The organism is Pedobacter sp. V48, from assembly GCF_000523515.1.
Classification (GTDB): domain Bacteria; phylum Bacteroidota; class Bacteroidia; order Sphingobacteriales; family Sphingobacteriaceae; genus Pedobacter.
The window spans coordinates 450,412-473,658 of the sequence record NZ_AWRU01000006.1 but is presented as its reverse complement, the minus strand read 5'-3'; the positions used below and the strand labels follow the sequence as shown (position 1 = coordinate 473,658).

General features: G+C 38.2%; 17 protein-coding genes, 4 tRNA genes and 3 pseudogenes. 9 read left to right on the top strand and 15 right to left on the bottom strand.

All coding sequences use genetic code 11. The features are described from left to right. Position 1: 1 nt before the first annotated feature. Together N824_RS07305 and nhaA are read left to right on the top strand one after the other, a co-directional pair. Positions 2-622, top strand: a pseudogene (locus N824_RS07305) (L-threonylcarbamoyladenylate synthase). Continuing rightward, the gene (gene nhaA, locus N824_RS07300; protein ID WP_048904455.1) at positions 623-1,804 is read left to right on the top strand and encodes a Na+/H+ antiporter NhaA; all 1,182 of its coding nucleotides are present in this window, start codon (positions 623-625) and stop codon (positions 1,802-1,804) included. On the opposite strand, the pseudogene trpA reads toward nhaA, so the two are convergent. The 6 genes and pseudogenes from trpA to recR form a co-directional block, all read right to left on the bottom strand. Beyond that, a pseudogene (gene trpA / locus N824_RS07295) lies at positions 1,794-2,564 on the bottom strand (tryptophan synthase subunit alpha). The gene nhaA and the pseudogene trpA sit on opposite strands and share 11 nt — an antisense overlap. A 3-nt stretch (positions 2,565-2,567) precedes the next feature. Continuing rightward, the gene (gene trpB, locus N824_RS07290; RefSeq protein WP_048904453.1) at positions 2,568-3,749 is read right to left on the bottom strand and encodes a tryptophan synthase subunit beta; all 1,182 of its coding nucleotides are present in this window, start codon (positions 3,747-3,749) and stop codon (positions 2,568-2,570) included. 32 nt (positions 3,750-3,781) lie between these two features. After that, a complete protein-coding gene (locus N824_RS07285; protein ID WP_048904452.1) occupies positions 3,782-4,411 on the bottom strand; it encodes a phosphoribosylanthranilate isomerase in 630 nt (209 codons plus the stop codon). Next, a complete protein-coding gene (gene trpD / locus N824_RS07280) occupies positions 4,411-5,400 on the bottom strand; it encodes an anthranilate phosphoribosyltransferase (protein ID WP_048904451.1) in 990 nt (329 codons plus the stop codon). The genes N824_RS07285 and trpD overlap by 1 nt, the downstream gene beginning before the upstream one ends. 249 nt (positions 5,401-5,649) lie before the next feature. Beyond that, complete coding sequence (locus tag N824_RS07275) at positions 5,650-6,465, bottom strand: SDR family oxidoreductase (RefSeq protein WP_048904450.1); 816 nt, start codon at positions 6,463-6,465, stop codon at positions 5,650-5,652. Positions 6,466-6,470: 5 nt separating this feature from the next. After that, the gene (gene recR, locus N824_RS07270; RefSeq protein WP_048904449.1) at positions 6,471-7,088 is read right to left on the bottom strand and encodes a recombination mediator RecR; all 618 of its coding nucleotides are present in this window, start codon (positions 7,086-7,088) and stop codon (positions 6,471-6,473) included. A 117-nt stretch (positions 7,089-7,205) separates the two neighbouring features. Here recR and N824_RS07265 point away from each other — a divergent pair, with 117 nt between their 5' ends. Continuing rightward, positions 7,206-8,684, top strand: coding sequence for a sodium:solute symporter (locus N824_RS07265; RefSeq protein WP_048904448.1), 1,479 nt, complete (start codon positions 7,206-7,208; stop codon positions 8,682-8,684). A 20-nt stretch (positions 8,685-8,704) separates the two neighbouring features. Next, positions 8,705-9,412: a TIGR00730 family Rossman fold protein gene (locus N824_RS07260; RefSeq protein WP_048904447.1), complete on the top strand. Its 708-nt coding sequence runs from the start codon at positions 8,705-8,707 to the stop codon at positions 9,410-9,412. Between the two features lie 8 nt (positions 9,413-9,420). Here N824_RS07260 and arsC read toward each other — a convergent pair whose 3' ends face one another. The 4 genes from arsC to N824_RS07240 form a co-directional block, all read right to left on the bottom strand. After that, positions 9,421-9,762: an arsenate reductase (glutaredoxin) gene (arsC, locus tag N824_RS07255; protein ID WP_048904446.1), complete on the bottom strand. Its 342-nt coding sequence runs from the start codon at positions 9,760-9,762 to the stop codon at positions 9,421-9,423. Between the two features lie 7 nt (positions 9,763-9,769). Continuing rightward, positions 9,770-10,360 carry a DUF502 domain-containing protein gene (locus tag N824_RS07250; protein ID WP_084498221.1) on the bottom strand — a complete coding sequence of 197 codons (591 nt, stop codon included), beginning with the start codon at positions 10,358-10,360 and terminating at the stop codon, positions 9,770-9,772. 19 nt (positions 10,361-10,379) lie between these two features. After that, positions 10,380-12,839 (bottom strand): bifunctional UDP-N-acetylmuramoyl-tripeptide:D-alanyl-D-alanine ligase/alanine racemase, encoded by a 2,460-nt coding sequence (locus N824_RS07245; RefSeq protein WP_048904444.1) that lies wholly within the window; start codon positions 12,837-12,839, stop codon positions 10,380-10,382. Between the two features lie 73 nt (positions 12,840-12,912). Further along, positions 12,913-13,599 carry an ABC transporter substrate-binding protein gene (locus N824_RS07240; protein WP_048904443.1) on the bottom strand — a complete coding sequence of 229 codons (687 nt, stop codon included), beginning with the start codon at positions 13,597-13,599 and terminating at the stop codon, positions 12,913-12,915. 238 nt (positions 13,600-13,837) lie between these two features. Here N824_RS07240 and N824_RS07235 point away from each other — a divergent pair, with 238 nt between their 5' ends. From N824_RS07235 to N824_RS07215, 5 genes are all read left to right on the top strand, one after another. After that, positions 13,838-14,329 (top strand): regulatory protein RecX, encoded by a 492-nt coding sequence (locus tag N824_RS07235; protein WP_048904442.1) that lies wholly within the window; start codon positions 13,838-13,840, stop codon positions 14,327-14,329. 133 nt (positions 14,330-14,462) lie between these two features. Then, positions 14,463-14,535: transfer RNA gene (locus tag N824_RS07230), tRNA-Gly, on the top strand. 64 nt (positions 14,536-14,599) lie between these two features. Continuing rightward, a tRNA-Leu gene (locus N824_RS07225) sits at positions 14,600-14,684 on the top strand. Positions 14,685-14,705: 21 nt separating this feature from the next. Further along, positions 14,706-14,778, top strand: a tRNA-Gly gene (locus tag N824_RS07220). A gap of 48 nt (positions 14,779-14,826) precedes the next feature. Beyond that, positions 14,827-14,911: transfer RNA gene (locus N824_RS07215), tRNA-Leu, on the top strand. A gap of 52 nt (positions 14,912-14,963) precedes the next feature. On the opposite strand, the gene gdhA is transcribed toward N824_RS07215, so the two are convergent. The 5 genes and pseudogenes from gdhA to N824_RS07195 all read right to left on the bottom strand — a co-directional run bounded on the left by gdhA (position 14,964) and on the right by N824_RS07195 (position 23,220). Continuing rightward, entirely contained in the window at positions 14,964-16,304 is a 1,341-nt protein-coding gene (gene gdhA, locus N824_RS07210) for an NADP-specific glutamate dehydrogenase (protein ID WP_048904441.1), read from the bottom strand. Between the two features lie 332 nt (positions 16,305-16,636). Continuing rightward, entirely contained in the window at positions 16,637-18,514 is a 1,878-nt protein-coding gene (locus N824_RS07205; RefSeq protein ID WP_048904440.1) for a RagB/SusD family nutrient uptake outer membrane protein, read from the bottom strand. Between the two features lie 24 nt (positions 18,515-18,538). Continuing rightward, complete coding sequence (locus N824_RS32975; RefSeq protein ID WP_200869830.1) at positions 18,539-19,765, bottom strand: hypothetical protein; 1,227 nt, start codon at positions 19,763-19,765, stop codon at positions 18,539-18,541. Next, positions 19,746-22,049 (bottom strand): annotated as a pseudogene (locus tag N824_RS32970) (SusC/RagA family TonB-linked outer membrane protein). Before N824_RS32970 ends, N824_RS32975 begins: the two are co-directional and overlap by 20 nt. A 103-nt stretch (positions 22,050-22,152) precedes the next feature. After that, on the bottom strand, positions 22,153-23,220 hold the full coding sequence (locus N824_RS07195; protein WP_048904439.1) for a FecR family protein: 1,068 nt from the start codon (positions 23,218-23,220) through the stop codon (positions 22,153-22,155). Positions 23,221-23,247 lie beyond the last annotated feature (27 nt).

Below are 23,247 nucleotides of genomic sequence, written 5' to 3'. Positions count from 1 at the left end.
CATGCTTATTAAAATCTATCCTGAAAACCCAAATCCCAAGGCGATTGAGCAAGTTGTTGAAGTATTGAAAAAGGGAGGAATTATCATCTATCCAACCGATACCGTTTATGGAATGGGTTGTGATATTACCAATCATAAAGCCATTGAAAAAATTTGCCGTTTAAGAGGCATAAAGCCTGAAAAGGCTAATTTCTCTTTCATCTGCTCAGATTTAAGGCATATTTCTGATTACATAAAACCTATTGACACCACCACATTCAGGTTACTAAAAAAGGCTTTACCTGGCCCTTTTACATTTATACTTAATGCAAATGGAAATGTACCAAAACTACTAAGCTCCAACAAAAAAACTGTTGGTATAAGGGTACCTGACAATGATATTGCAAGAGAAATTGTTTTMCAGSKTKKMWWTYCMMTKMYSKCTACCTCTATTTATGATGACGATGAAGTAATCGAATACTCTACAGATCCCGAACTGATCCACGAAAAATATGAAGACACTATAGACATCGTAATTGATGGTGGATATGGAGACAATGAACCGTCTACTGTTGTAGACTGTACGTCTGGAGATTTTGAAATCATCCGTCAGGGAAAAGGAAACCTGGAAAACTACCTATAAATGGCTAAAATAATAAACCTACAAGCATTTAAAGATTTTTTACGATCAGGACAAATTGGCGGCATACTTCTTATGGTATGTGTTGCAATCTCTCTATTTATTGCAAACTCCAGCTATAAAGACGGTTTTTCTGCATTACTAGCTACAGATTTTGGCTTTACATTTGGCTCTGGCTCTTATGTATTCACTGTTTCTGCATGGATAAATGATGCGCTAATGGCTGTATTTTTTCTTCTTGTGGGTTTAGAGATCAAGAGAGAGCTTATAGAAGGCGAACTTTCATCTATTAAAAAGGCTTCGTTGCCTGTAGTTGCTGCCCTTGGAGGTATGTTAGTGCCTGCATTTATTTATTTCATTTTAAATAAAGATACCGCTACTGCATCTGGATGGGGAATTCCAATGGCTACCGACATTGCCTTTGCCTTAGCTATCATATCCATGCTCGGCAAAAGTGTTCCGGCCTCATTAAAAATATTTCTAGCTGCCCTGGCCATTGTTGATGACCTTGGCGCTATACTGGTTATTGCCATTTTTTATACAAATGAGGTACATTTCCATTACCTACTGATGGCCGGAGGTGTACTTGCACTATTACTTGTGTTTAACTTCTTTAAGGTAAAACCGCTTTATTTTTATCTTATACCCGGAGTGTTTTTATGGTACTTTATTCATCACTCTGGCATACATGCAACAATTGCAGGCGTGTTACTTGCCCTTACGATTCCAACAAATTCAAACGACACAGAATCGCCTTTAGAAAAGCTTGAACATTTATTAAACGGACCTGTAAATTACTTTATCATGCCAATCTTTGCATTGGCCAATACCAACATCACTTTTCAAAAAGAAATGCTTGGTGGGTTGATATCTCCTCTAGGGCTTGGAATTATAACAGGCCTCTTTGCAGGCAAAACAATAGGTGTTGCATTATTCTCCTGGCTTGCAGTAAAATTGAAACTAGGAACACTTCCATCACAAGCAGGCTGGAAACACATTATTGGTTTAGGCATGTTGGCTGGTATAGGATTTACCATGTCCATATTTATATCCCTGCTTTCATTTAGCGATGAAATGCATGTAACCGAAGCAAAATTTGCCATTCTTTGTGCTTCGGTTATTGCAGGATTAATTGGTTTTGTTTTCCTGAAATCCATTAAAGGAAAAGCACCAGTTAAGGCTTAAATTCTTTCATGAATTGTTGAACACTGCCTATAACATTATCAGCAGACAAACTTTTCACAAAGGCGGTACCTATAATTGCTCCGTTAGCATATTTACAAGCCTTATCAAAGGTTTCTTTACTACTTATACCGAAACCTATCATGGYKRSGYTYTTMMGWTYTWAKSWRGYANRKWYTTRANAWWGTNTGYTTNNGNAGYAKCWKAWRSMTKYASGTWWWWKSSTRWSKWTSCCGNWKKWWSWWAKTAAGTAAATAAATCCATTACTCAAACCGTCGATTTTACGGATCCTTTCTTCAGAAGTTTGAGGCGTAACCAGAAATATATTGCTTAAACCATATTTAGCAAAAACCGGCTCATATAGCTCCTCATGTTCAACCATTGGGAGATCCGGAACTATGCAACCATCCACACCTACCTCTGCACATGCTTTGCAGAAATTCTCTACACCAAATTGAAGCATTGGATTTACATATCCCATTAGTAAAACCGGGATAGTTACCCTTTTACGTAAATCCTTAAGCTGCTCAAACAACAATCTTAAATCCATACCATTATCAAGTGCTTGTTTACTGCTTGCCTGTATTACCGGACCATCAGCAACAGGATCAGAATACGGGAACCCTATTTCTAATAAGTCTGCACCTGAACGCTCTAACTCTTCTGCAATTGCCACTGTATCTCCAAGATTAGGATAACCGGCTGTATAGTAAATTGATAGTATATTTTTCTTTTCCTGAAATAACTTTTTAATTCTATTCATTTTTTATAATCCAAAATATTTCATGTAAGTATCCATATCCTTGTCACCGCGGCCCGACAAGCAAACCACTACATTCTCCCCACCTTTAAAATTCATTTTCTCCAGATAAGCCAGCGCATGAGCACTCTCTATTGCTGGGATAATACCTTCCATTTGAGTAAGTAATAAACCAGCCTCCAAAGATTCATCATCAGTTATGGAAACATACTGACCACGACCAGTTTTAAACAAATGTGCATGCTGAGGACCAATGCCGGGGTAATCTAACCCTGCCGACACAGAATGAGGTTCTACAACCTGACCATCTTCCGTTTGCATCAGAATACTTCTGCTTCCATGCAACACGCCTTCTTTACCCAGGGTAGTTGTAGCTGCCGAAAACCCGCTGTCCACTCCTTTACCTGCTGCCTCTACAGCTATCAGTTTTACCTTTTCATCGTCAATAAAATGGTAGAACATTCCCATGGCATTACTACCACCACCAACACAGGCCAATACATAATCTGGCTGGTCATTACCAGTTTGTTCTATCAATTGTTTCTTAGTCTCTTCTGAAATGATAGATTGAAAAAGTGCCACCATATCCGGATATGGATGTGGCCCAACAACAGAGCCTATTATATAATGCGTATCTACCGGATTATTGATCCAATCGCGCATGGCTTCATTAGTAGCATCTTTCAATGTTTTACTCCCTGAAGTTGCAGGAACCACTTTAGCACCCAGCATTTTCATTCTGGCAACATTGGGAGCTTGTCTTTGAATATCAATCTCTCCCATATACACTACGCATTCTAATCCGCGTAATGCACACACTGTAGCCGTAGCCACGCCATGTTGCCCGGCACCAGTTTCGGCAATGATCCGCTTCTTACCTAAACGTTCTGCAAGCAATATTTGCCCAATGGTATTGTTGATCTTATGTGCGCCTGTATGATTCAGGTCCTCACGCTTCAGAAAAATATTGGCATTATATTTTTGCGATAACCGTTTAGCTAAATATAGCGGCGAGGGCCTGCCAACATAATCTTTAAGTAACTGATGAAATTCCTTTTGAAAGTCTTTATCCTCAATAATTTTAAGATAATTCTGTCGTAATTCTTCTACATTCGGATATAGCATTTCCGGAATATAAGCTCCGCCAAAATCTCCGTAGTATCCTTTTTCATTTACAAAATAGTTCATAGTCTTGTTCTTAAATCCTTAATCGAGTAAACTCAATAGGACAACATATTTTTAAAGTCAATCAATTTATCTATATCCTTTAGCCCAGGCTCCAACTCAAATTTGCTATTAATATCAATAGCGTAAAAACGCACATCTTTTATTCTGTTTATTTCATCAATACTTTCCAAATCAATTCCGCCGCTTAAAAAGTACGGTTTATCTAACACATATTTTTTAAGCAATTCCCAATTAAAAGTTCTTCCGGAACCTCCATGATCAGGAGTTTGGGTATCAAACAAAAAGTAATCAACTGAGTCAGCATATGCTTCCAACTGTTCAAAATCAAATTGTTCATCAATTCCAAACGCCTTTATTACTTCTACATCTAACAATGCTTTTAGCTGACTGCAATAATCTGCAGATTCACTTCCGTGTAATTGAACAGCATGCAGTCCATATTCAAGAACCCGTTCAACTACTATTCTAAGTTCTTCATTTACAAAAACGCCAGTTCTTTTGATATTAGAAGGCAGATCTTTAACAAACTGAGCTGAAAGGTCTGCAATAAATCTTTTTGAGCCATTATAGAAAATAAATCCCATATAATCAGGCTGCAAGTCTGCCACCATTTCAATGTTTGATGGCACCTTCATTCCACATACTTTCAGTCTCTTATCCATTACCTTGATATTAAGTTTTTAAAACTATTCAGAGCATTCTTACTCATTAAAGAAGCCTCTGCTTCATAAAAACAATCTGCAAAAGATTTAGTGTTATCTATTGTCTGAATAGCAAGTGCAGCATTGCAAAGCACAACATTTCGTTGAGCATCGGTACATTCATCGTTAAGCACACTCATAAAAATCTTTGCCGATGATTCAACCGTATCCCCTCCTTTTATTTCCTGCTCATCAATCTGTGCAAATCCAAGATCAGCAACAGTTACCAGCGATTCTCCATTTTTACTAAAAGTTTTAAAATCGCAAGTCAGCGAAACCTCATCAAAACCGTCTACCGCATGCAGGATCGTATAGTTTTTATCAGTATCCTGATATAAATAAGCATATAACCTTGCTAGTTCCAGACTAAACACGCCTACAATTTGATTTTTTGGTTGTGCCGGATTAACCATTGGTCCAAGCATATTGAAAAAGGTTTTAACACCTAATTCTTTACGTATAGGCGCAACAATTTTCATCGCCGGATTAAACAACGGAGCATGAATAAAGCATATTCCTGCTGTATCCAAACTGCGTTTTAAAATATCCTGTTCGTTAGTAAATGTATAACCCAGGTATTCCATAACATTTGAAGAACCACAGCCGGATGACACCCCATAGTTGCCGTGTTTGGCTACTTTGTGACCTGCTCCAGCCACAATAAACGAAGCAAGTGTAGATATGTTGAAGGTATCTTTGCCATCACCTCCTGTTCCACAAAGATCCACAAGCTCATAATCTGAAAAATTCAGCTTCAGGCAAAGATCAAGCATAGCATCGCGAAAGCCCTGAAGCTCAGCAACAGTAATGTTCCGCATCCCATAAGCCGTAATAAAAGCAGCAATCTGCGAAGTATTAAATTCGCCTAAGGCAATAGAAGTAAGTATCTTTTGTGCCTCTGCTCTGCTAAAGGTTTTGTTTTCAAATAGGTGGTTAAGTATTTTCTTCATGTTATTTCCTTCTTAAAGAAGTTTTTCAAAATGTCGTAAAACAAAAAAGGTTGCCTTAAGCAACCCTCAAAATATTTTTATATAAAATAAAACGTTCAAAACGGGGTTACACTACGCTATTGCGTTGTGCCACCACCAGTTGTTAAGTCCGTTTGTAAGTATCATTAAAGCAAATATGGAATTGTTTTTGCAAAGCAGCAAATCTTTTATCAAAAAAAATAAAATTTATTACTTCATTGCAAGAGGACTTTACTTAATGAGCGCGTTCTTTTCCTTGGTAAAATGATTAAAAACCAGGTTATCTGCCAATGCAGGCAATAACTTATTAATCCACACGGTGAGTTTACCCTGCCCTGTCATAATCAAAGTGCGCTTTCTGGCTGCAATGCCATCAACTATACGAGTGGCCACTTCTTCAGCTGTCATCATTTTACCTTCTTCCATGCTTGTTTCACCATGAGATGCACCATCTTTAGCCAATGCTGTAACCCGAATATTAGAAGCCGTAAAACCAGGGCAAGCCACCATCACATGAACACCGGTTTTAAGCAATTCGGTGCGCAATGACTCCATAAAACCATTCATAGCGAACTTGGAAGCGGAATAACCTGTACGACCTGGCAAACCACGATATCCTGCAATTGATGATACCCCTACTACACTGCCTTGTGTTTTTAAAATCTCCGGCAGCGCATATTTAGTACAATAAACTGTACCCCAGAAATTCACATCCATCAGGTTTTTTAATACAGATAAGTCCAGATCATTGAACAATGCCCGCATAGATAAGCCTGCGTTATTAACCAATACATCTATCTTGCTGAAAGTGACTAAAGCCTGTTTAACAAGCACTTCACATTCTTCTTCCTTACTCACATCTGCCTGCACCGCGATAGCTCTTATATCATACCTTGCTTCCAGATCAGCGGTAATTTCGCAAAGTGTAACATATTGCCGGGCACCAAGAACCAGGTTAGCACCGCGTTTAGCAAACTCTTCAGCACATGCTTTTCCAATACCAGATGATGCACCCGTAATTATGACTACTTTATTCTTAAAATCCATTCTAATTATTTAATTAATGAGTTTTCATAAGGCACCCTGGTAATAATAGACCTTCCCAGTGTAATCTCATCAGCATACTCCAGCTCACCCCCAAAGGCAATCCCCCTGGCAATTGTAGTAATTGGTATTTGAAAATCTTTAAGCCGCTTATACAAATAAAAGAGTGTAGTATCACCTTCCATGGTAGCGCTAAGCGCCAGTATGATTTCTTTTACGGGCGTTGTAGCCACCCGCTGCACCAAAGAATCAATAAACAGGTCAGATGGTCCTACCCCATCCATCGGAGATATCAATCCGCCAAGCACATGATAAACGCCAAAATATTGAGAAGTATTTTCCACAGCCATAACATCTCGGGTATCTTCCACTACACAGATCACTTCCTTTTCGCGCTTAGCTGCCGAGCATATTTCGCAAATATGGTTGTCAGAAATATTATGACAAATGCCGCAGTGCTTAATTTCTTTTCTAAGCCTTACAATCGCATTTCCAAAATGTTCCACTTCCTCCTGCTCTTTATTCAATAAATGCAGAACCAACCTTAAAGCTGTCTTTTGTCCAACGCCAGGTAACTTCGAAAATTCGTTAACAGCGTCCTCAAGCAATTTAGAAGAAAAGTTCATCTTACAAACTTAGATAAATTGTGAATGTAAATTTATATTTATCTCCTGATATTTAATTTTTATAAGTAGAAACTCATGAGGGTTTCTTACATTTAGAATCTTAACTAATCATAAAAAATGAGTCCAATTATACTTTTGTCTTTTCTGCTCGGTTACTTTGCACTGCTAATAGGTGTATCCTATTTTACATCCCGAAACAACTCCGACAACGCTTCATTTTTTATAGCAAACAGAAATTCAAAATGGTACCTGGTGGCATTTGGAATGATTGGAACAGCGCTTTCCGGGGTTACTTTCATTTCCGTTCCCGGAGCGGTAGGTAAGAGCGAGTTTGGCTATTTCCAGTTTATCCTGGGTAATGCTGTCGGTTTTGTCATTATCGCCACTGTACTTTTGCCTTTGTATTACAGGTTAAATATCATTTCTATATATACCTATCTTGAAAGACGTTTGGGCTTTTGGAGTTATAAGAGTGGGGCCGTTATCTTTTTAGTTTCGCGTACTATTGGCTCATCTTTCAGACTCTACCTTGTGGCTATCGTATTGCAAAAATTCATATTTGATGCCTGGAATGTCCCTTTTTGGCTTACCATCGTCATCTGCCTGGTCCTTATCTGGCTTTATACACACAAAGGGGGATTAAAAACCATTATCATTACCGATACATTACAGACGGTATTCTTACTCTTATCTGTGGTGCTATCTATCATTTTTATAGCCAAGTCTTTAAACCTTGATATTGCCGGCACTTTTGAGGCGGTAAAAAACAGCAGTTATTCAAAAATCTTCTTCTGGGAAGATTTTATGGGCAGTAAAACGCACTTTATTAAACAATTCCTTGGAGGTATTTTTGTAACCATTGCCATGACAGGACTTGATCAGGACCTGATGCAAAAGAACCTGAGCATGAAAACAATAGGTGAAGCTCAAAAAAACATGTTCACCTTTACTGCGGTTTTTGTTGTCATGAACATTTTCTTTTTAAGTGTAGGTGCTTTACTGTACCTGTTTGCAGCAAAAAATGGAATTGATGTGGCAGCATTAAAAACGCCAGATCACCTTTACCCTGAAATTGCTTTAAATTACCTGAATGTCATTCCCGGCATTATTTTCATGCTCGGATTAACCGCTGCAACATTTGCGACAACAGATTCAGCATTGACTGCTTTAACCACATCGTTTTGCGTAGATTTCTTACATTTCGATAAAAAGGCTGATCAAAATGACCCAAAACTTGTAAGCAAAAGACATTACGTGCATGTTGGCTTTTCTATATTAATGGTTCTTGTAATCATGATTTTCAAGCTCATTAATGATGATTCCGTTGTGAACGCCATATTTAAAGCAGCCGGATATACTTACGGGCCACTGGTAGGGTTATTCGGTTTTGGTATGTTAACTAAAAAAGCTGTAACAGATAAGCTTGTACCTTATATTTGTATTGTCTCGCCAATACTATGCTATATAATAGATATAAATTCACTAAACTGGTTTAATTACGCCCTGGGCTTTGAACTTATCATATTAAATGGCCTGATTACATTTATACTTCTTTGGATAACTGGGAAACAAACTACAACCCAGACCAAATTTTAAATATTATAATACCTATTAGAATGACAAGTGAAGAGAAAATAAGAAGCGCATTTGAAAACAAGAACTGGCAGGAAATAAAAGTTACCGACTCCTGGCAGATTTTTAAAATAATGGCCGAATTTGTTGACGGCTTTGAAAAGTTGGCTAAAATAGGCCCCTGCGTAACCATTTTTGGATCGGCAAGAACTGCTGAAACAAATAAGTACTACCAAATAGCGGTTGAGTGTGGCAAATTGTTAACAGACCGTGGTTACGGTGTTGTTACTGGCGGCGGACCCGGCATTATGGAAGCGGGAAATAAAGGTGCACATACAAATGGCGGTAAATCGGTTGGTTTAAACATCGAATTACCTTTTGAACAATTCCACAATAAGTACATCGACCATAACAAACTCCTGGAATTTGATTACTTCTTTGTAAGAAAGGTAATGTTCATGAAATACTCGCAAGGTTTTATTGTTTTACCAGGCGGTATGGGCACCATGGATGAGCTTTTTGAAGCGATTACACTTATACAAACAGGTAAAATTGCAAGATTCCCTATCGTACTTGTTGGTAAGGATTACTGGAGTGGATTAGTTGACTGGATAACCAGCACCATGCTAAACAAGGAACATAACATCCACGCGGAGGATTTAAACCTGTTCAGGCTAGTGGATACCGCTGAAGAGGCTACCGAACATATTTTCAGATTCTATGAGAAGTATGTGCTAAAACCAAACTTCTAGGCAGGCTTTTAAAAAAGATCATAAATTTTTTCTGGTGTTCTTGCTATAACAGCAAGATCATCAGAAACTAATATTGGACGTTCTATCAATATTGGATTTTCAACCATTGCTGCGATCCATTCTTCTTCTGAAAGATCCCTCCCTTTATACTTCTCTTTATAAACAGTTTCTGATTTACGCACTAGCTCATGAGGGGCAATTCCTAATTTAGCAATAATAACGCGCAATTCATCCACAGTAGGGACTGTTTCCAGGTAATTGATCACTTCAAATTCCTTTCCGCTATCTTCCAAAATAGTTAACGCACACCTACTTTTACTGCATCTATTATTATGATAAATTTTGATCATATTTTTTTTAGAAATGGCTGACTCCGCCAGACACCACCAACTTCATGGCATCTGCTGCACTCATATTTAACGACTTAATCTTTTCGTTTTTAACAACGTAAACCTGGCCGGCAAAAGAGTAAGAGAATGGGAAATAAACAATTGCCTCTCCAGGAAGTCCTATAGATTTAAGATCTGCCTGGGTAAGAAAACCTATCCTCTTTAAATCTCCTTCAACCTCTACAAGCACCGGGTGATTAAACTTCTTCTCATCCCCTACAAATGCTTCAGTAAGATCTTTAATAGATGAGTAAATAAATTTTACCACAGGAAGCCTGTCTAAAGCTTTCTGAAACCAGTTATACATTGGTTCAGTGACAAAGTTAGTTACAAAAATTCCGGCAACCAGGATAATGGAAATTACCAATGCCAGCCCTAATCCGGGAATATTTCTGCTTGCTCCTGTTCTTGGGTCTACACCCAGAATATTGTTTACATTTAACCAGCTATCTACCGTAGTAACAGCCCAAATCACAATAAAAATACTTAGTGCAATAGGCAGCACAATCAACAACCCTTTAATAAGGTAATTTAACAACGCCCTACCAATTCTATTCATGATGCAAACTTAGATAAAACTACTCATAAAAATACACTCGTTTTACCCTTTGAGATACATTTGTTAATATTTCGTAGGGTATGGTATCTATTTGTTTTGCTAACTCAGAGATGGTAAGCTTTCCGTTAAAAACGATCACCTCATCGCCAGTTTTCACGTCTAAACCAGTTACGTCCAACATGCACATATCCATGCATATCACACCAACAGTAGCAACAGCCTGACCGTTAATCAGCATTTTACCAACACCATTTCCAAATTTACGGTTATATCCATCAGCATAACCAATTTTAACTGTTGCTATCATGCCCCCATTGGGCAGAGCACCCCTTCTGCTATAGCCAACCGTTTCGTTAGCCTTTATAGGCTTTACCTGAGTTACTGTAGTTTTTAAGACAGCTACAGTTTGTAGTCCTTTATTATGGGATAAACCTCCATCAAAACCATACAGTCCAATTCCTAACCTAACCATATCCAATTGAGCTTCGGGGTGACGGGAAATCCCCGATGTATTAGAAATATGTCGGATAAATGAATAGCCTATTCCCTCCTTAATCTTATCAGCCGCAGTAGTAAACCTTTCCAATTGATGCGCTGTAAATTCATCATGTTTGGGGTCATCACTGCCAACCAGGTGAGAGAATACGGAAATCACCTTTACTTTTTCGGTTTCATTTAATTGTTGTAACAGATCTGTCAATTCCGATTCTTCAAAACCTAGCCTGTGCATTCCTGTTTCTATTTTCAGATGAATAGGATAATTTTTAACATTTTCATTTAAAAAGCTGATAAAGCTTTTTAAAATGTCAAGATTATAAATCTCCGGCTCTAACTTATGCTTAACTATTGCGTCGAAAGCAGAAGGTTCAGGACTCATTACCATAATAGGCATAGAAATACCCGCTTTTCTAAGCGCTACTCCCTCATCTGTATAAGCTACAGCAAGGTAATCGACCTTATGGTATTGTAACAAGTTGGCAATTTCAAAACTACCACTACCGTAAGAAAAAGCTTTAACCATGGCCATAACTTTAACACCAGGCTTTATTTTATTTCTATAGAACTGCAGATTGCCTGCCAGCCCATTTAAATCGATCTCCAGAACCGTATCATGTATCTTTTGGGTAATCAGTTTACTGATCCTAGCAAACTCGAACCTGCGTGCTCCTTTAACTAAAATAGTTTCATTGCTAAAATGAAGAGAGGGGAAGTTCTCGATAAAAGCTAATGTGCTTTCAAAAAAGGAAGTTTCCATATCAAATAGCCGTGCAGCAGCAGAAATATGGGGTCCAACCCCTATCAGCCTATTTACATTCTTTTGCTTAAGCAGGGCGGATATCTCTGCATACAGGTCCTCATCACTTTTCCCGGTTTCATAAAGATCAGAAAGTATGAGGGTCTTTTTAGGATGCTGGTTCTGCAGGTTTAAAAAATCAAGTGCAATGGCCAATGAGGAAATATCGGCACTATAAGAATCATCAATAACCGAACATTGATTGATTCCATTTTTCAGTTCCAAACGCATGCTAACCAACGTCAGCTTTTCTAACAAAGCATCTGTTTGCTGAGGTGTATAATCCAATGCAAGTAAGGTGGCCCAGCAAATAACCCCGTTCTCAAGAGAAGCTTTATCGCTAAATGGAATTAAGCACTCTATTTCTTCGCCTTTAAACTTTGCTCTTATATAATTTCTGCCATCTATTGGCTCTATAAATAAAATCTGTAGATCTGCCTTTTGTTTAAAACTCCAGGAGAATTTTGATTTGCCTGGTAAGTCATCTAAACTTAATCCCTCAGTATATTCTGGAGAATAAATAAACAATTCTGCGTTTTTAAAAAGCTTTAATTTTTCGAGTAGCTTTTCTTTAACAGATGAAAAACCCTCTGCATGTGCTTCCCCAACATTGGTTAAAATACCTATTGTTGGTTGTATAATTTGGGCAAGGCTATCCATTTCACCAGATTTGGAAATGCCAGCTTCAAATATCCCCATGGTATGGTTTTCTTCAATTTCCCATACAGAAAGGGGAACACCAATTTGAGAATTAAAGCTTTTAGGGCTTCGAACTATATTAAAATCCGCTGCAAGCAATTGATACAACCACTCTTTAACTATAGTTTTACCATTGCTTCCGGTAATCGCAATTGTTTTTAGCGTATGATGTTCACGATTGTATTTTGCCAAAGTCTGAAGCGCGGCTAATACATCAGCCACCAACAGGACATTAGCATCAGGAAAGCTTTTAATGTAATTCTCATCACTGATTACAAAATTCTTAATCCCATTTGCATAAGCATCTTTAAGGTATTCATGTCCATTTCTTTTTGCATTCAAAGCAAAAAACAAAGACTCATCCGGATCAATTACACTTCGGCTATCAATTACCAATTTGGTAATTATAGTCTGGTCATTGACTAGGTATGATTTTGCACTTAAAATGCCGGCAATAAGAGAAATGGAATAATTGGGATTGCTCATGCCTCAAAATTAAACTTTTTTAAAGAAATGAATGAGGGCTCGTCCTAAAAGTATGGCCTTTATATGAGTATTTCTAAAACTGAATATCAGTGAACCATTTTTTATAAATTGTCTGATAGGTTCCATTCTCCTTTAAAAGCCCCAGAACTTCGTTAAACTGATCACGAAGTTGAGTATCCCCTTTTTTCATGGCTATTGCATATTGAGAATCCGTTTTAGGCAGGTACATACCTACTTTTAATTTTTTGTTTTTTTGTAAAAAGCCACCTGCAATTGGTGAATCGTCGATAAGCAAGTCTATTTTTCCTGCTTGCAACTTTCTGTACAATTCTTTGTTTGTTTCGGCATGCACCATATTGTTGCCAGGGAAATTCACATGAACATATCGCTCTGCCTCGGTTGCTTCTCTGATGCCGATAGTTTTATTTCTAAGGTCATTTATGTCCTTTATGTTATCATCATTGTTAACTACAGCACATAATCTAAAATGCAAATAGGGATTACTGAATTCAAGAATATGCCTGCGCGAAGGGGTAACAGTTACTGCGGAGCAGATAAGATCCAGTTCTCCTTTAAACAACTTTTCGAGAATGGTTGCCCATAATGAGACTTCGTACTCTACCTCCAAATCAAGATGTTCGGTTATGGCCTTCATTAAGTCGACTTCGAAACCTTCAAACTTTTCAGAATTGTAATCTGAATGCATAGGAAATGGAGCTGCAGAATCTAATCCGACTTTCAATATTTTTTTTGGTTCCATAGAAGGAGAGTTAACTAAATGACATCCGAACGAAGCTAAAATACGCCTTTTCGACAATAATCTAACAAAAAAACCCAAAAACAAACAAAATGTTTGACATAATTATCGCTTTTTATTCATTTACAACACATTAAAACTAGGCTGAATCAAAATTTGATTAAAAACACTACACTTAAATAAGAAATTCTTGTTTAAACATAAATCACACTAATGACAAGCACATTTTGTAATATTGTAAATGCTCGATTCATCAAAAAAACAAACAGTAAAGTTAGATAAGAAAGCAGCTTTGGCAAAAGCTGAGCATTATTGTGCCTATCAGGAAAGATCTCAACAAGAAATCAGAAACAAACTTTATGAATGGGGGCTTTGGAAAAACGAGATTGAAGAAATCATTTCAGAACTTATACAAACAAACTTTTTAAACGAAGAACGCTTTACCATGGCTTACGTTTCTGGCAAATTCAAGATAAAGAAATGGGGAAAGATGAAAATCAAACAGGGCCTTAAATTAAAGGGGGTTACTGAAAAGATGATTTTGAACGCGCTGAAAACCATAGATTATGATGAATATTTAGAAACTATACTCGTTTTAGCGAACAAAAAATTACCTTCCATTAAAGAAAAAGACGATTACAAGAGGAAATATAAGCTTACTTCCTACTTAATGGGAAAGGGTTTTGAAAGCGATTTAATCTCGGAAGTACTAAAGACCAATGGCTTAGCTTAACCGCAGCATTTTTTATAAAAAATAACTTGACGGTAATACAAAAGTATTTATATTTGCAATCCCAAACGGAAACAAGGTTGTTAATTATTGTTTTAAAAAGGGAATCATTGGATAATGATTTAATGAAACCAATGCGAAAGTAGCTCAGTTGGTAGAGCACGACCTTGCCAAGGTCGGGGTCGCGAGTTCGAATCTCGTCTTTCGCTCTAAAAACCTTTAAAGGTTTTTAAGTAACAGTCATCATTTCAACAGATATTGAAATAAGACTATGCTCAGATGGTGGAACTGGTAGACACGCAGGACTTAAAATCCTGTGACCTTAAAAGTCGTGCGGGTTCGATTCCCGCTCTGAGTACAATAAAACAACAATACCAACGCGAAAGTAGCTCAGTTGGTAGAGCACGACCTTGCCAAGGTCGGGGTCGCGAGTTCGAATCTCGTCTTTCGCTCAAAATGCCTTCAGTAGAAGGCATTTAATTTTAAAAGGTTATTCACCTGCTCAGATGGTGGAACTGGTAGACACGCAGGACTTAAAATCCTGTGACCTTAAAAGTCGTGCGGGTTCGATTCCCGCTCTGAGTACAAAGCCTCTTTACGAATGTAAAGAGGCTTTTTTGTTTAATCATGCAGCATATTATACAATACCCTGCGCTATCATAGCATCCGCAACCTTGACAAAGCCAGCTATATTTGCTCCTTTACCATAATTAACATATCCATCATCCTCTTTGCCATATTTAACACAATTCTGATGAATCTGAGCTATAATTACTTTTAGTTTAATATCAATTTTTTCGCGATCCCATGAATAACGAAGTGAGTTCTGGGACATTTCAAGCCCTGAAACAGCAACACCACCGGCATTTGCAGCTTTACCAGGCGCATACAAGATCTTAGCTTTTTCGAACACATGGATAGCATCTGGTGTAGATGGCATATTTGCACCTTCTGCAACACAAAGACAACCATTTTCCACCAGAATCTTAGCATCGTTCTCATTCACCTCGTTTTGAGTAGCATTAGGAAAAGCTACATCACATTTTATTCCCCATGGTTTCTCTCCGGCAAAGAATTGGCAGTTAAATTTATCTGCGTACTCTTTAATTCTTCCTCTACGGCCGTTTTTTAACTCCATAATGTATTTAAGCTTTTCTGTGTCTATTCCATCGGGATCGTACACAAAACCTTCCGAATCTGACAGCGTCAATACCTTTGCCCCTACCTCTATACATTTCTCCGCTGTATATTGAGCAACGTTTCCAGAACCTGAAATGACAACGTTTTTTCCTTTTAATGAATCACCTTTCAGCTTCAGCATCTCTTCAACGAAGTATACTACACCATATCCGGTTGCTTCAGGGCGAATTAAACTTCCTCCCCACTCAAACCCTTTTCCTGTTAAAACCCCTGTAAATTCACCTCTGATACGTTTATACTGTCCAAACAGAAATCCTATTTCTCTTGCCCCTACACCAATATCTCCGGCAGGAACATCGATATCAGCACCAACATGGCGATATAATTCGGTCATAAAGCTTTGGCAGAATTTCATCACCTCAGCATCAGATTTCCCTTTAGGATCAAAATCTGAACCTCCTTTACCACCACCCATAGGCAAACCGGTAAGGCTGTTTTTAAATACTTGTTCAAATGCAAGGAACTTAAGTACACTTAAGGTTACAGATGGATGAAAGCGCAAACCTCCTTTATAAGGACCAATTGCACTGTTCATTTGAACCCTAAACCCACGATTAATTTCAACTTCACCTTTATCGTTCAACCAAGGCACTCTAAAAATAATAACCCTTTCTGGCTCCGCAATTCTTTCTAAAATCTTGTTTATTTTATACTTAGAATTATTTTCACTAAAGGGTATTATTGATTCTGCTACTTCATATACTGCCTGCAAAAATTCCGGTTCATGTGCGTTCCGAAATTCTATTTTACTCATAAATGTCTTGATCGATGAATCCATTGATAGTTTAAATGTTAAAAAAATGATGAATATGGCTTAAACATGAAAAACATGTTAAGCCTGGAAGTCGTACGTAAGCGGAAAATTCTTTATAGAAAAGTACAATCAAAATTGAATTATTGATCGTGTTATAACATGCTGCAATTTCCTTTATTATTTGATTCCTCGTTAAAAATATGTTTTTTTCAACTAAGGTTCCAAAAATTTTATATTCTTGCCGTTAATGTTACAGAAATAGTCAACGAAGAGAGCGTAAAAGTGCTGATCTGGGATAAAATCAAAAAAAGGGGCTGCTCAAGATGAACAGCCCCCCTACGATATTGAGTGCGTTATTAGTAACCTGGATTTTGTTTCAACTCACTATTTCTGTTGATCTCGTCACGACTAAATGGTCTAAAATAAATTTTATCTTCCCATTTGCGATTTTCTTGTGCGGTCTCTACAGTTGGAGTGTATGTATAATCATAAACTGAGGTATCATAATGATAAGGCTCAGACATTGTTTTACCAGCTTTGAAAGTACCAGAAACCTTAATATAAGTCGCTTTCCTACCCAAGGTTGCAGGTGCTATCATCCATCTGCGGGTATCATGGTAACGCTGTTCTTCGTATACCATTTCAATTCTGCGTTCATGACGATAAATTTCGGTTAACACTTCTTTCGAACTACCGGCAATTGCAGGCATTCCTGAACGGAAGCGAATACGATTTAACCACAATACAGCCGGAGCAAAATCGCCTAACTCTATACTGGCTTCAATATAATTCATTACCGCCTCAGTATATCTGAAGAACGGCCATGGCACAAATTGAGGCATAGAGGCATCTACAATATTCGGATCCGGATCTATAAATTTATGTGTATAATAGCCGGTCCAGCTTCCGTTCCAGTTTTCAATGGAACTACCTCTTGTATCGAGCCCTTTAAAACGGATCTTTTTCCCGTCCTCCATAAGGTCGTATTCGCCGGTTTGTATCTGGTTAGCAGGATCTACTGATCCTGAAACTTTATCTCTTGGTTTCCAACCAGCACCATCATATAAAACAGTTGCGTAGAAACGTGGATCACGATTTTGATAAGGAGCAGATTGCTGCGCAGTATTGGTCCAGCTAAATTTTGTTCCATCAATCATCTCATAATCATCAACAAGCAAGCCTAWKSKRRKRTTACCGGCCCAATTATGATAGCCATTTGGTCCATTTGCTCTTCCATAGCGCAAGTCACTGCGATCTATAAAGTATCTGGCAAAAATTAATTCAGAAGCAGCAGCGATATCTATGCCCGGCGCTTTACTACCACCACCCATAGCTATGCTTTTATAGTTATTACGTCCTTCAGCAACGGATACTTTTGCATCCAGGTTCAACTTATACCCTGTTCCGGCATCCATCACAGCTTTTGCTGCATCTTGTGCTGCTTTCCAGCGTGCATTGCGATCGCCAGTCAGATACCCTAAAAATTCTGGGTTAGCATAGCCTGAAATCACTGTAGATTTTGATTTTGCAGTAGGAACATCATGCAGATCACTTGCGGCATATAACAAAACGCGTGATTTCAACGCCAAAGCAGCCAAAGAATTAGTTTGTCCTTTGACCATTGTTTGATCTTTTAATAGATTAAAAGACTCCTCACAATCTTTAATAATGAAGTTTACACACTCTTCATAAGTGGCTCTTTTTACTTTATAATCATCATTAAGTCCATAGCTTTTTGTAATAAGTGGCACAGCACCATAATATCGCAACAGCTGCTGATAAAAATAGGCCCTTAAAAAATAAGCCTGTCCCAACAACTTCGACTTTACAGCTTCATCAGTAATTGCATTATCGGTACCTGTTAACTTCTCTACCGTGATATTACAGGCACGGATACGATTATACATCTGATCATAGCCCCAGGTTGCATGAACCCAACCTAGTGTTGTTGGATTTATGGTACTTGCATTAACAAGATCGATTCCTCTGTTTGGATGCGTAAAAAGTGACTCGTCTGAAACTGACGACAACATCTGCTCATCAAATCCTCCCACATTTAACCCATTGTATATCTCGGTAACAAAGGCTTGCGCCAACGCAGGATCTTTCCATACCAGATCAGCATTAATTGCTGTTGGTGGATCTACTGCAAGAAAATCCTTTTTACAACCTGATCCGAACAGCGTTATAAGAGCGATGGAAAATATGTATGTATTTCTATTTATAGGTTTCATATAAAATATTTTAATTCTTTGAACTTAAAAAGTGGCTTTAATTCCTGTATTGATAACCCTTGCCTGAGGATAATATTGGGCACTAGAGTTTGTTGATTCAGGATCCCAAATTTTAATTTTATCCAGAGTTACAAGATTTAGCCCATTTACATATACCCTAAGCGCTGTTAACCCGATTCGTTTTACCAATTCCGGAGCAAACGTATAGCCCAGCTCAACATTTTTTAACCTTATATAATTGTTGCTACGCATCCAATAAGTATTGCGTGCTGCATTGTTAAAATCGGTATAATAGGTTTTACCACGGTTCGATAACCTAGGAAATTCACTACTCGGATTTTCGATGCTCCAACGGTTTTTGTATGACCATTCAAGGAAGTTCCCTATGTCACCAGATTCTGTTAATCCTACAATCTGCAGGCCTCCTGAAGCTCCCTGAATTAAAGCCGAAAGATCAAACCCTTTATAAGCCAGATTCAAATTAAAACCACCTGTAAAAGTAGGTGTGTTGGTTTTGTCCATTCTAATCTGATCATCACCATTGATTTTACCGTCGCCATTGATGTCTTTAAACTTCATATCACCTGGTAATAGATTACCTGTAAAGGCACTATAATCGATGGCGTTAGCACTAATTTCGGCCTGATCTCTAAAAACCCCATCATATTGGTATACAAGCTCTGTTCCTGTAGGCATTCCAGTTGATCGTTGCCACTCTGGCGCGCCTGGAGTTTCATCCCAGAATATGATCTTGTTTTTAGAATATCCTCCGTTGACACTTACACCGTAATTAAGCTCACCTACATTGTCGTTATAGCTCAATTTAAATTCGAAACCTTTATTGTTTACTTTTCCAAGATTCACAGGAGGTAGTTTATCGGTGATACCTGAACTGCCAGGTATAGAGTTACCTCTTGCAATAAGAATTTTTGTACGCTTGTTATAAAAGGCATCAAACTCAAAGCTTAGTTTATTATCTAAGAACGATGCGTCCAAACCTACGTTGGAGTTGTTGGCTACTTCCCATCCGAAATCTAAATTAGGAACTCGGTTTTCAACCAATGTTTGGCTTAACTGATCGTTGATCACATAACTCCCAAAACCCATTGTGCTCAGGTATTGATATTCGGCAAGTGCATCACCGAAGTATGCCTCTGCCCCCATCTGACCCCATGAAGCCCTGATTTTCAAATTATTAACAAATCTTACGTTATCTTTAAAGAAAGGCTCTTCAGATACTCTCCAACCCAATGAAAATCCNAKSKWAGMWNCCAAAACGTTTGTCTTCAGGGAAGATGTAAGAACCATCTGCTCTCCACAAGAATTCAGCAAGATATTTTTCTTTATAATTATAACCAACTCTTCCAAAATAACTCAAACGAGCTCTTTTATATAAATTATTTGGGTCACCTGGATTGCTGATCGATTGTTCTTTATCGCTACCAGCTAACAGTTCCTGCAAAGCAGTAGAAATAAAGTACCTTCTAAAGGCAGAAAAACCATCATTGTCAACCTTTTCTCTGGTTACACCAGCCATTAAACCAATAGTGTGATCTCCTATTTTTTTATCATAATTGATCATTCCCATTAAGTTCGTTGCCAATTGTGCTCCAGCGGTTTCAGTTAAACTAGGATCTGTACGCTCAGAGCGTACGGAACCAGTAAGCACAGGTGTTACACCATCTGCTTCAAAAGATTTTTTGTCCCAATAATAAAGCGTCCAAGGCGTCTGCCATCTTTTTTGTCTGCCTGCAAATTTATCAATAGAGGCAGTTCCTGTTACTTTTAAACCATCAACCCATGGAATTCTGATTTCTACTTTACCGGTGGTTTGTAAGTAATCTCTGCGATCTCTGTTATAACCTGTAAGATCTGTAGTTGTCACATATGGGTTATATCCATACTCAATATCAGGTCCTGGTAAACCATTTGGCCAAACCTCTATTTCTGTTGGTTTTCCGCGCATCAGCATCCTGAACACATCCGACGCACCTACAGTAGGGAAATTACGAACTTCCTCTCTACCGGTAACACCTAATGTTGCAGTTACATATTTATTGATGTTCGCTTCGAGGTTGATCCTCAGATCGTACTGCTGATATCCTGTTGCAGATTTTTTATAGTAACCATCCTGATCTAAATATCCCAAAGACACAAGGTATTTGATGTTATCTCCTCCTCCATTAATTTGTAAATTGTGTTTTTGTTGTGGAGACCAGTTTTTAAGTGTGGTATTAAACCAATCAGTATTCGGGTACCTTAAAGGGTCTGAACCATCACGTAGCTTCTGCATTTCATCAGGGCGATAAGCTGCACTGATTGTACTATTGTTATCAGTTCGTTTGTACGATCCTGTTTCCTTAAATGCCTGCCAGGCTGCACTCCATTGGTCCTGAGGCAAGTCGGCGCCAAATATGTTTAGTTCATTCAAGATTTCAGCATACTGGGATGAATTTGACATTTTAGGTGTTCTGGTTGGCTGTTGCAAGCCATAGCCATAATCATAAGATAATTGTGGTTTTCCAGATTTACCTTGTTTAGTGGTTATAAGGATTACACCATTTGCCGCCCTCGATCCATAAATTGCAGCAGAAGCATCTTTTAGTACCGATACACTTTCTACATCATTTGGATTTAGGCGTTCTAAACCACCTGCCCTGTTTGGCACTCCATCGATAACGATTAAGGCATTGTTATTTCCTAAGGAATTAACCCCACGAATGCGGATAGATGATCCATCATAACCGGGCTCACCACTTGCCTGAACAGCAGTTACACCTGGCAAACGACCAGCTAATGAATTAGAAAGGTTTACTGTTGGTGTTTTTGCCAGCTCGGCTCCTTTGACTGAGGTTACAGCTCCGGAAACGACAGCTTTTTTCTGTGTTCCATAACCTACAACCACAATTTCAGAAAGTGCCTGCGCACTTTCTACCAGCTTCACATTAATTGTTTCTTGTTTATTAACCGGAATTTCCTGAGTCTGATATCCCATATAAGAGAATACCAATGTACCATTGTCAGGCACCCTGATGCTATATTTTCCTGTTGCATCAGTAGTTGAGCCCGCCGTACCTTCTTTTAATTTAACACTTACTCCGGGGATGCCAGCTCCATTGGCATCTGTAACCAGACCTTTCACCAAAATATCGGCCGCTGAAGCATTTCTTAATCTTATCACTACCAGATTATCTTCCAATTCCTGGAACTCCAGATTAGTGTTTTTCAAAATTAACATCAGGGCGTCAGAAACAAATATCTGATTCTTTACCAGTGTAACATCTTTACTACCAGAAAGGTCGTCCTCGCTATATAGAAAGCGTATATTTCCTTTCTTCTCAAGCACATTGAGCGCTTCCTTTAATTTGACTCTATGCAGCTCTAAATCAACTTTTGTACCTTGGGAGAAGGTGGCGGCTGATACCTGCAAACATAAGACAAACGATGAAACGAAGATCCAGTTTAGCATCATTATTAGTTTTTTGTTGGGAAAGTTGGCACATAGAACTTTATTGCACAGTTCTTTTTTTTTCATAGATTTGTGAATTTCAAAGTTAAAAATCTGTAATAGTAGCATTTAGCTACTCATGAAGGTTTAGGGGGAGAGAAATGTTAGCCGCATTTAGCTCCCTTTTTTGTTAGTAAATGATCACGTCATGTTCTTTAAGTTTAAAGTTAAATGGTTTGATTAATTGCATTGCTTTCAGGGTTTCTTCGATTGTTTCATTTTTAAATACACCTGTAAAGCGATAAGATTTTGCTTGCTCGGTTTCAAAGTTGATCTGCACATTGAACCAGCGTTCCAGCTTTGGTTTCAGATCTTCTAACGATTCATTCTGAAACACAAGCTGGCTATCACGCCATGAAGTTTCTTCGATATATTCGTTATTACCAATTCGGACCGGTACCACATGTTGTATCGTTAACGTTATGTCCTTTGGCACATCTGTCGAGGCATTAGACTTAACATGAATAACTTTTTTATCTTCAACCAATGCAAATTTTTCTGACGGACTTAAAAGGATCTTTTGTTCCGATCTGTCGTTTACTGAAAGTTCAATAGAACCGCGGATCAAGGTTGCCTCCGATTTTTTATCAATGGGATAAGCTTTTATGTTAAATGCCGTTCCCAAAACTTTTACACAAATTTTATCAGTACGTACAATAAAGGGATGAGATTTATGGTGAGCTACATCAAAAAAGGCCTCACCTACCAGGTAAACAATACGCTTCTTCTTTTGATTAATATTGCTCTCATATGAAAGCTTACTGTCAGAATTAAGCCAAACTATTGTACCATCAGGAAGCTTAATTTTTTTTCGGATGCCTTTCCCTGCAACAATCTGAGTGTCAGGAGAAAATTTATCGGACCTATTGTAATAAAGGAGAGCAGCAGAAACAATAACCAGTAATATGGCAGCAATGCCAATAAGATTTTTATATCTTTTGAAACCGGTTATTTTTTGTGTTTCTTCTTTATGTCCAAACTCATCACGAAATTTAAGCCTATGTAACAGATACGCCTGATCGACATCGGGCAAATCGGTTTGTCCTTCTGAACTCAACCAGAGTTGCTCTAAAAATTCTTCATAGTAAACGGAATCGGGATATCCTGTTATGAGGTCATTCAGCTCTTCCAATTCGCTTTTCGTGGCTTCACCAGCTAATTTACGAGCTAACAGTTCTATAATTCTGTTTTTATACATACAGATAATCCGGGTAAGTTTATATTG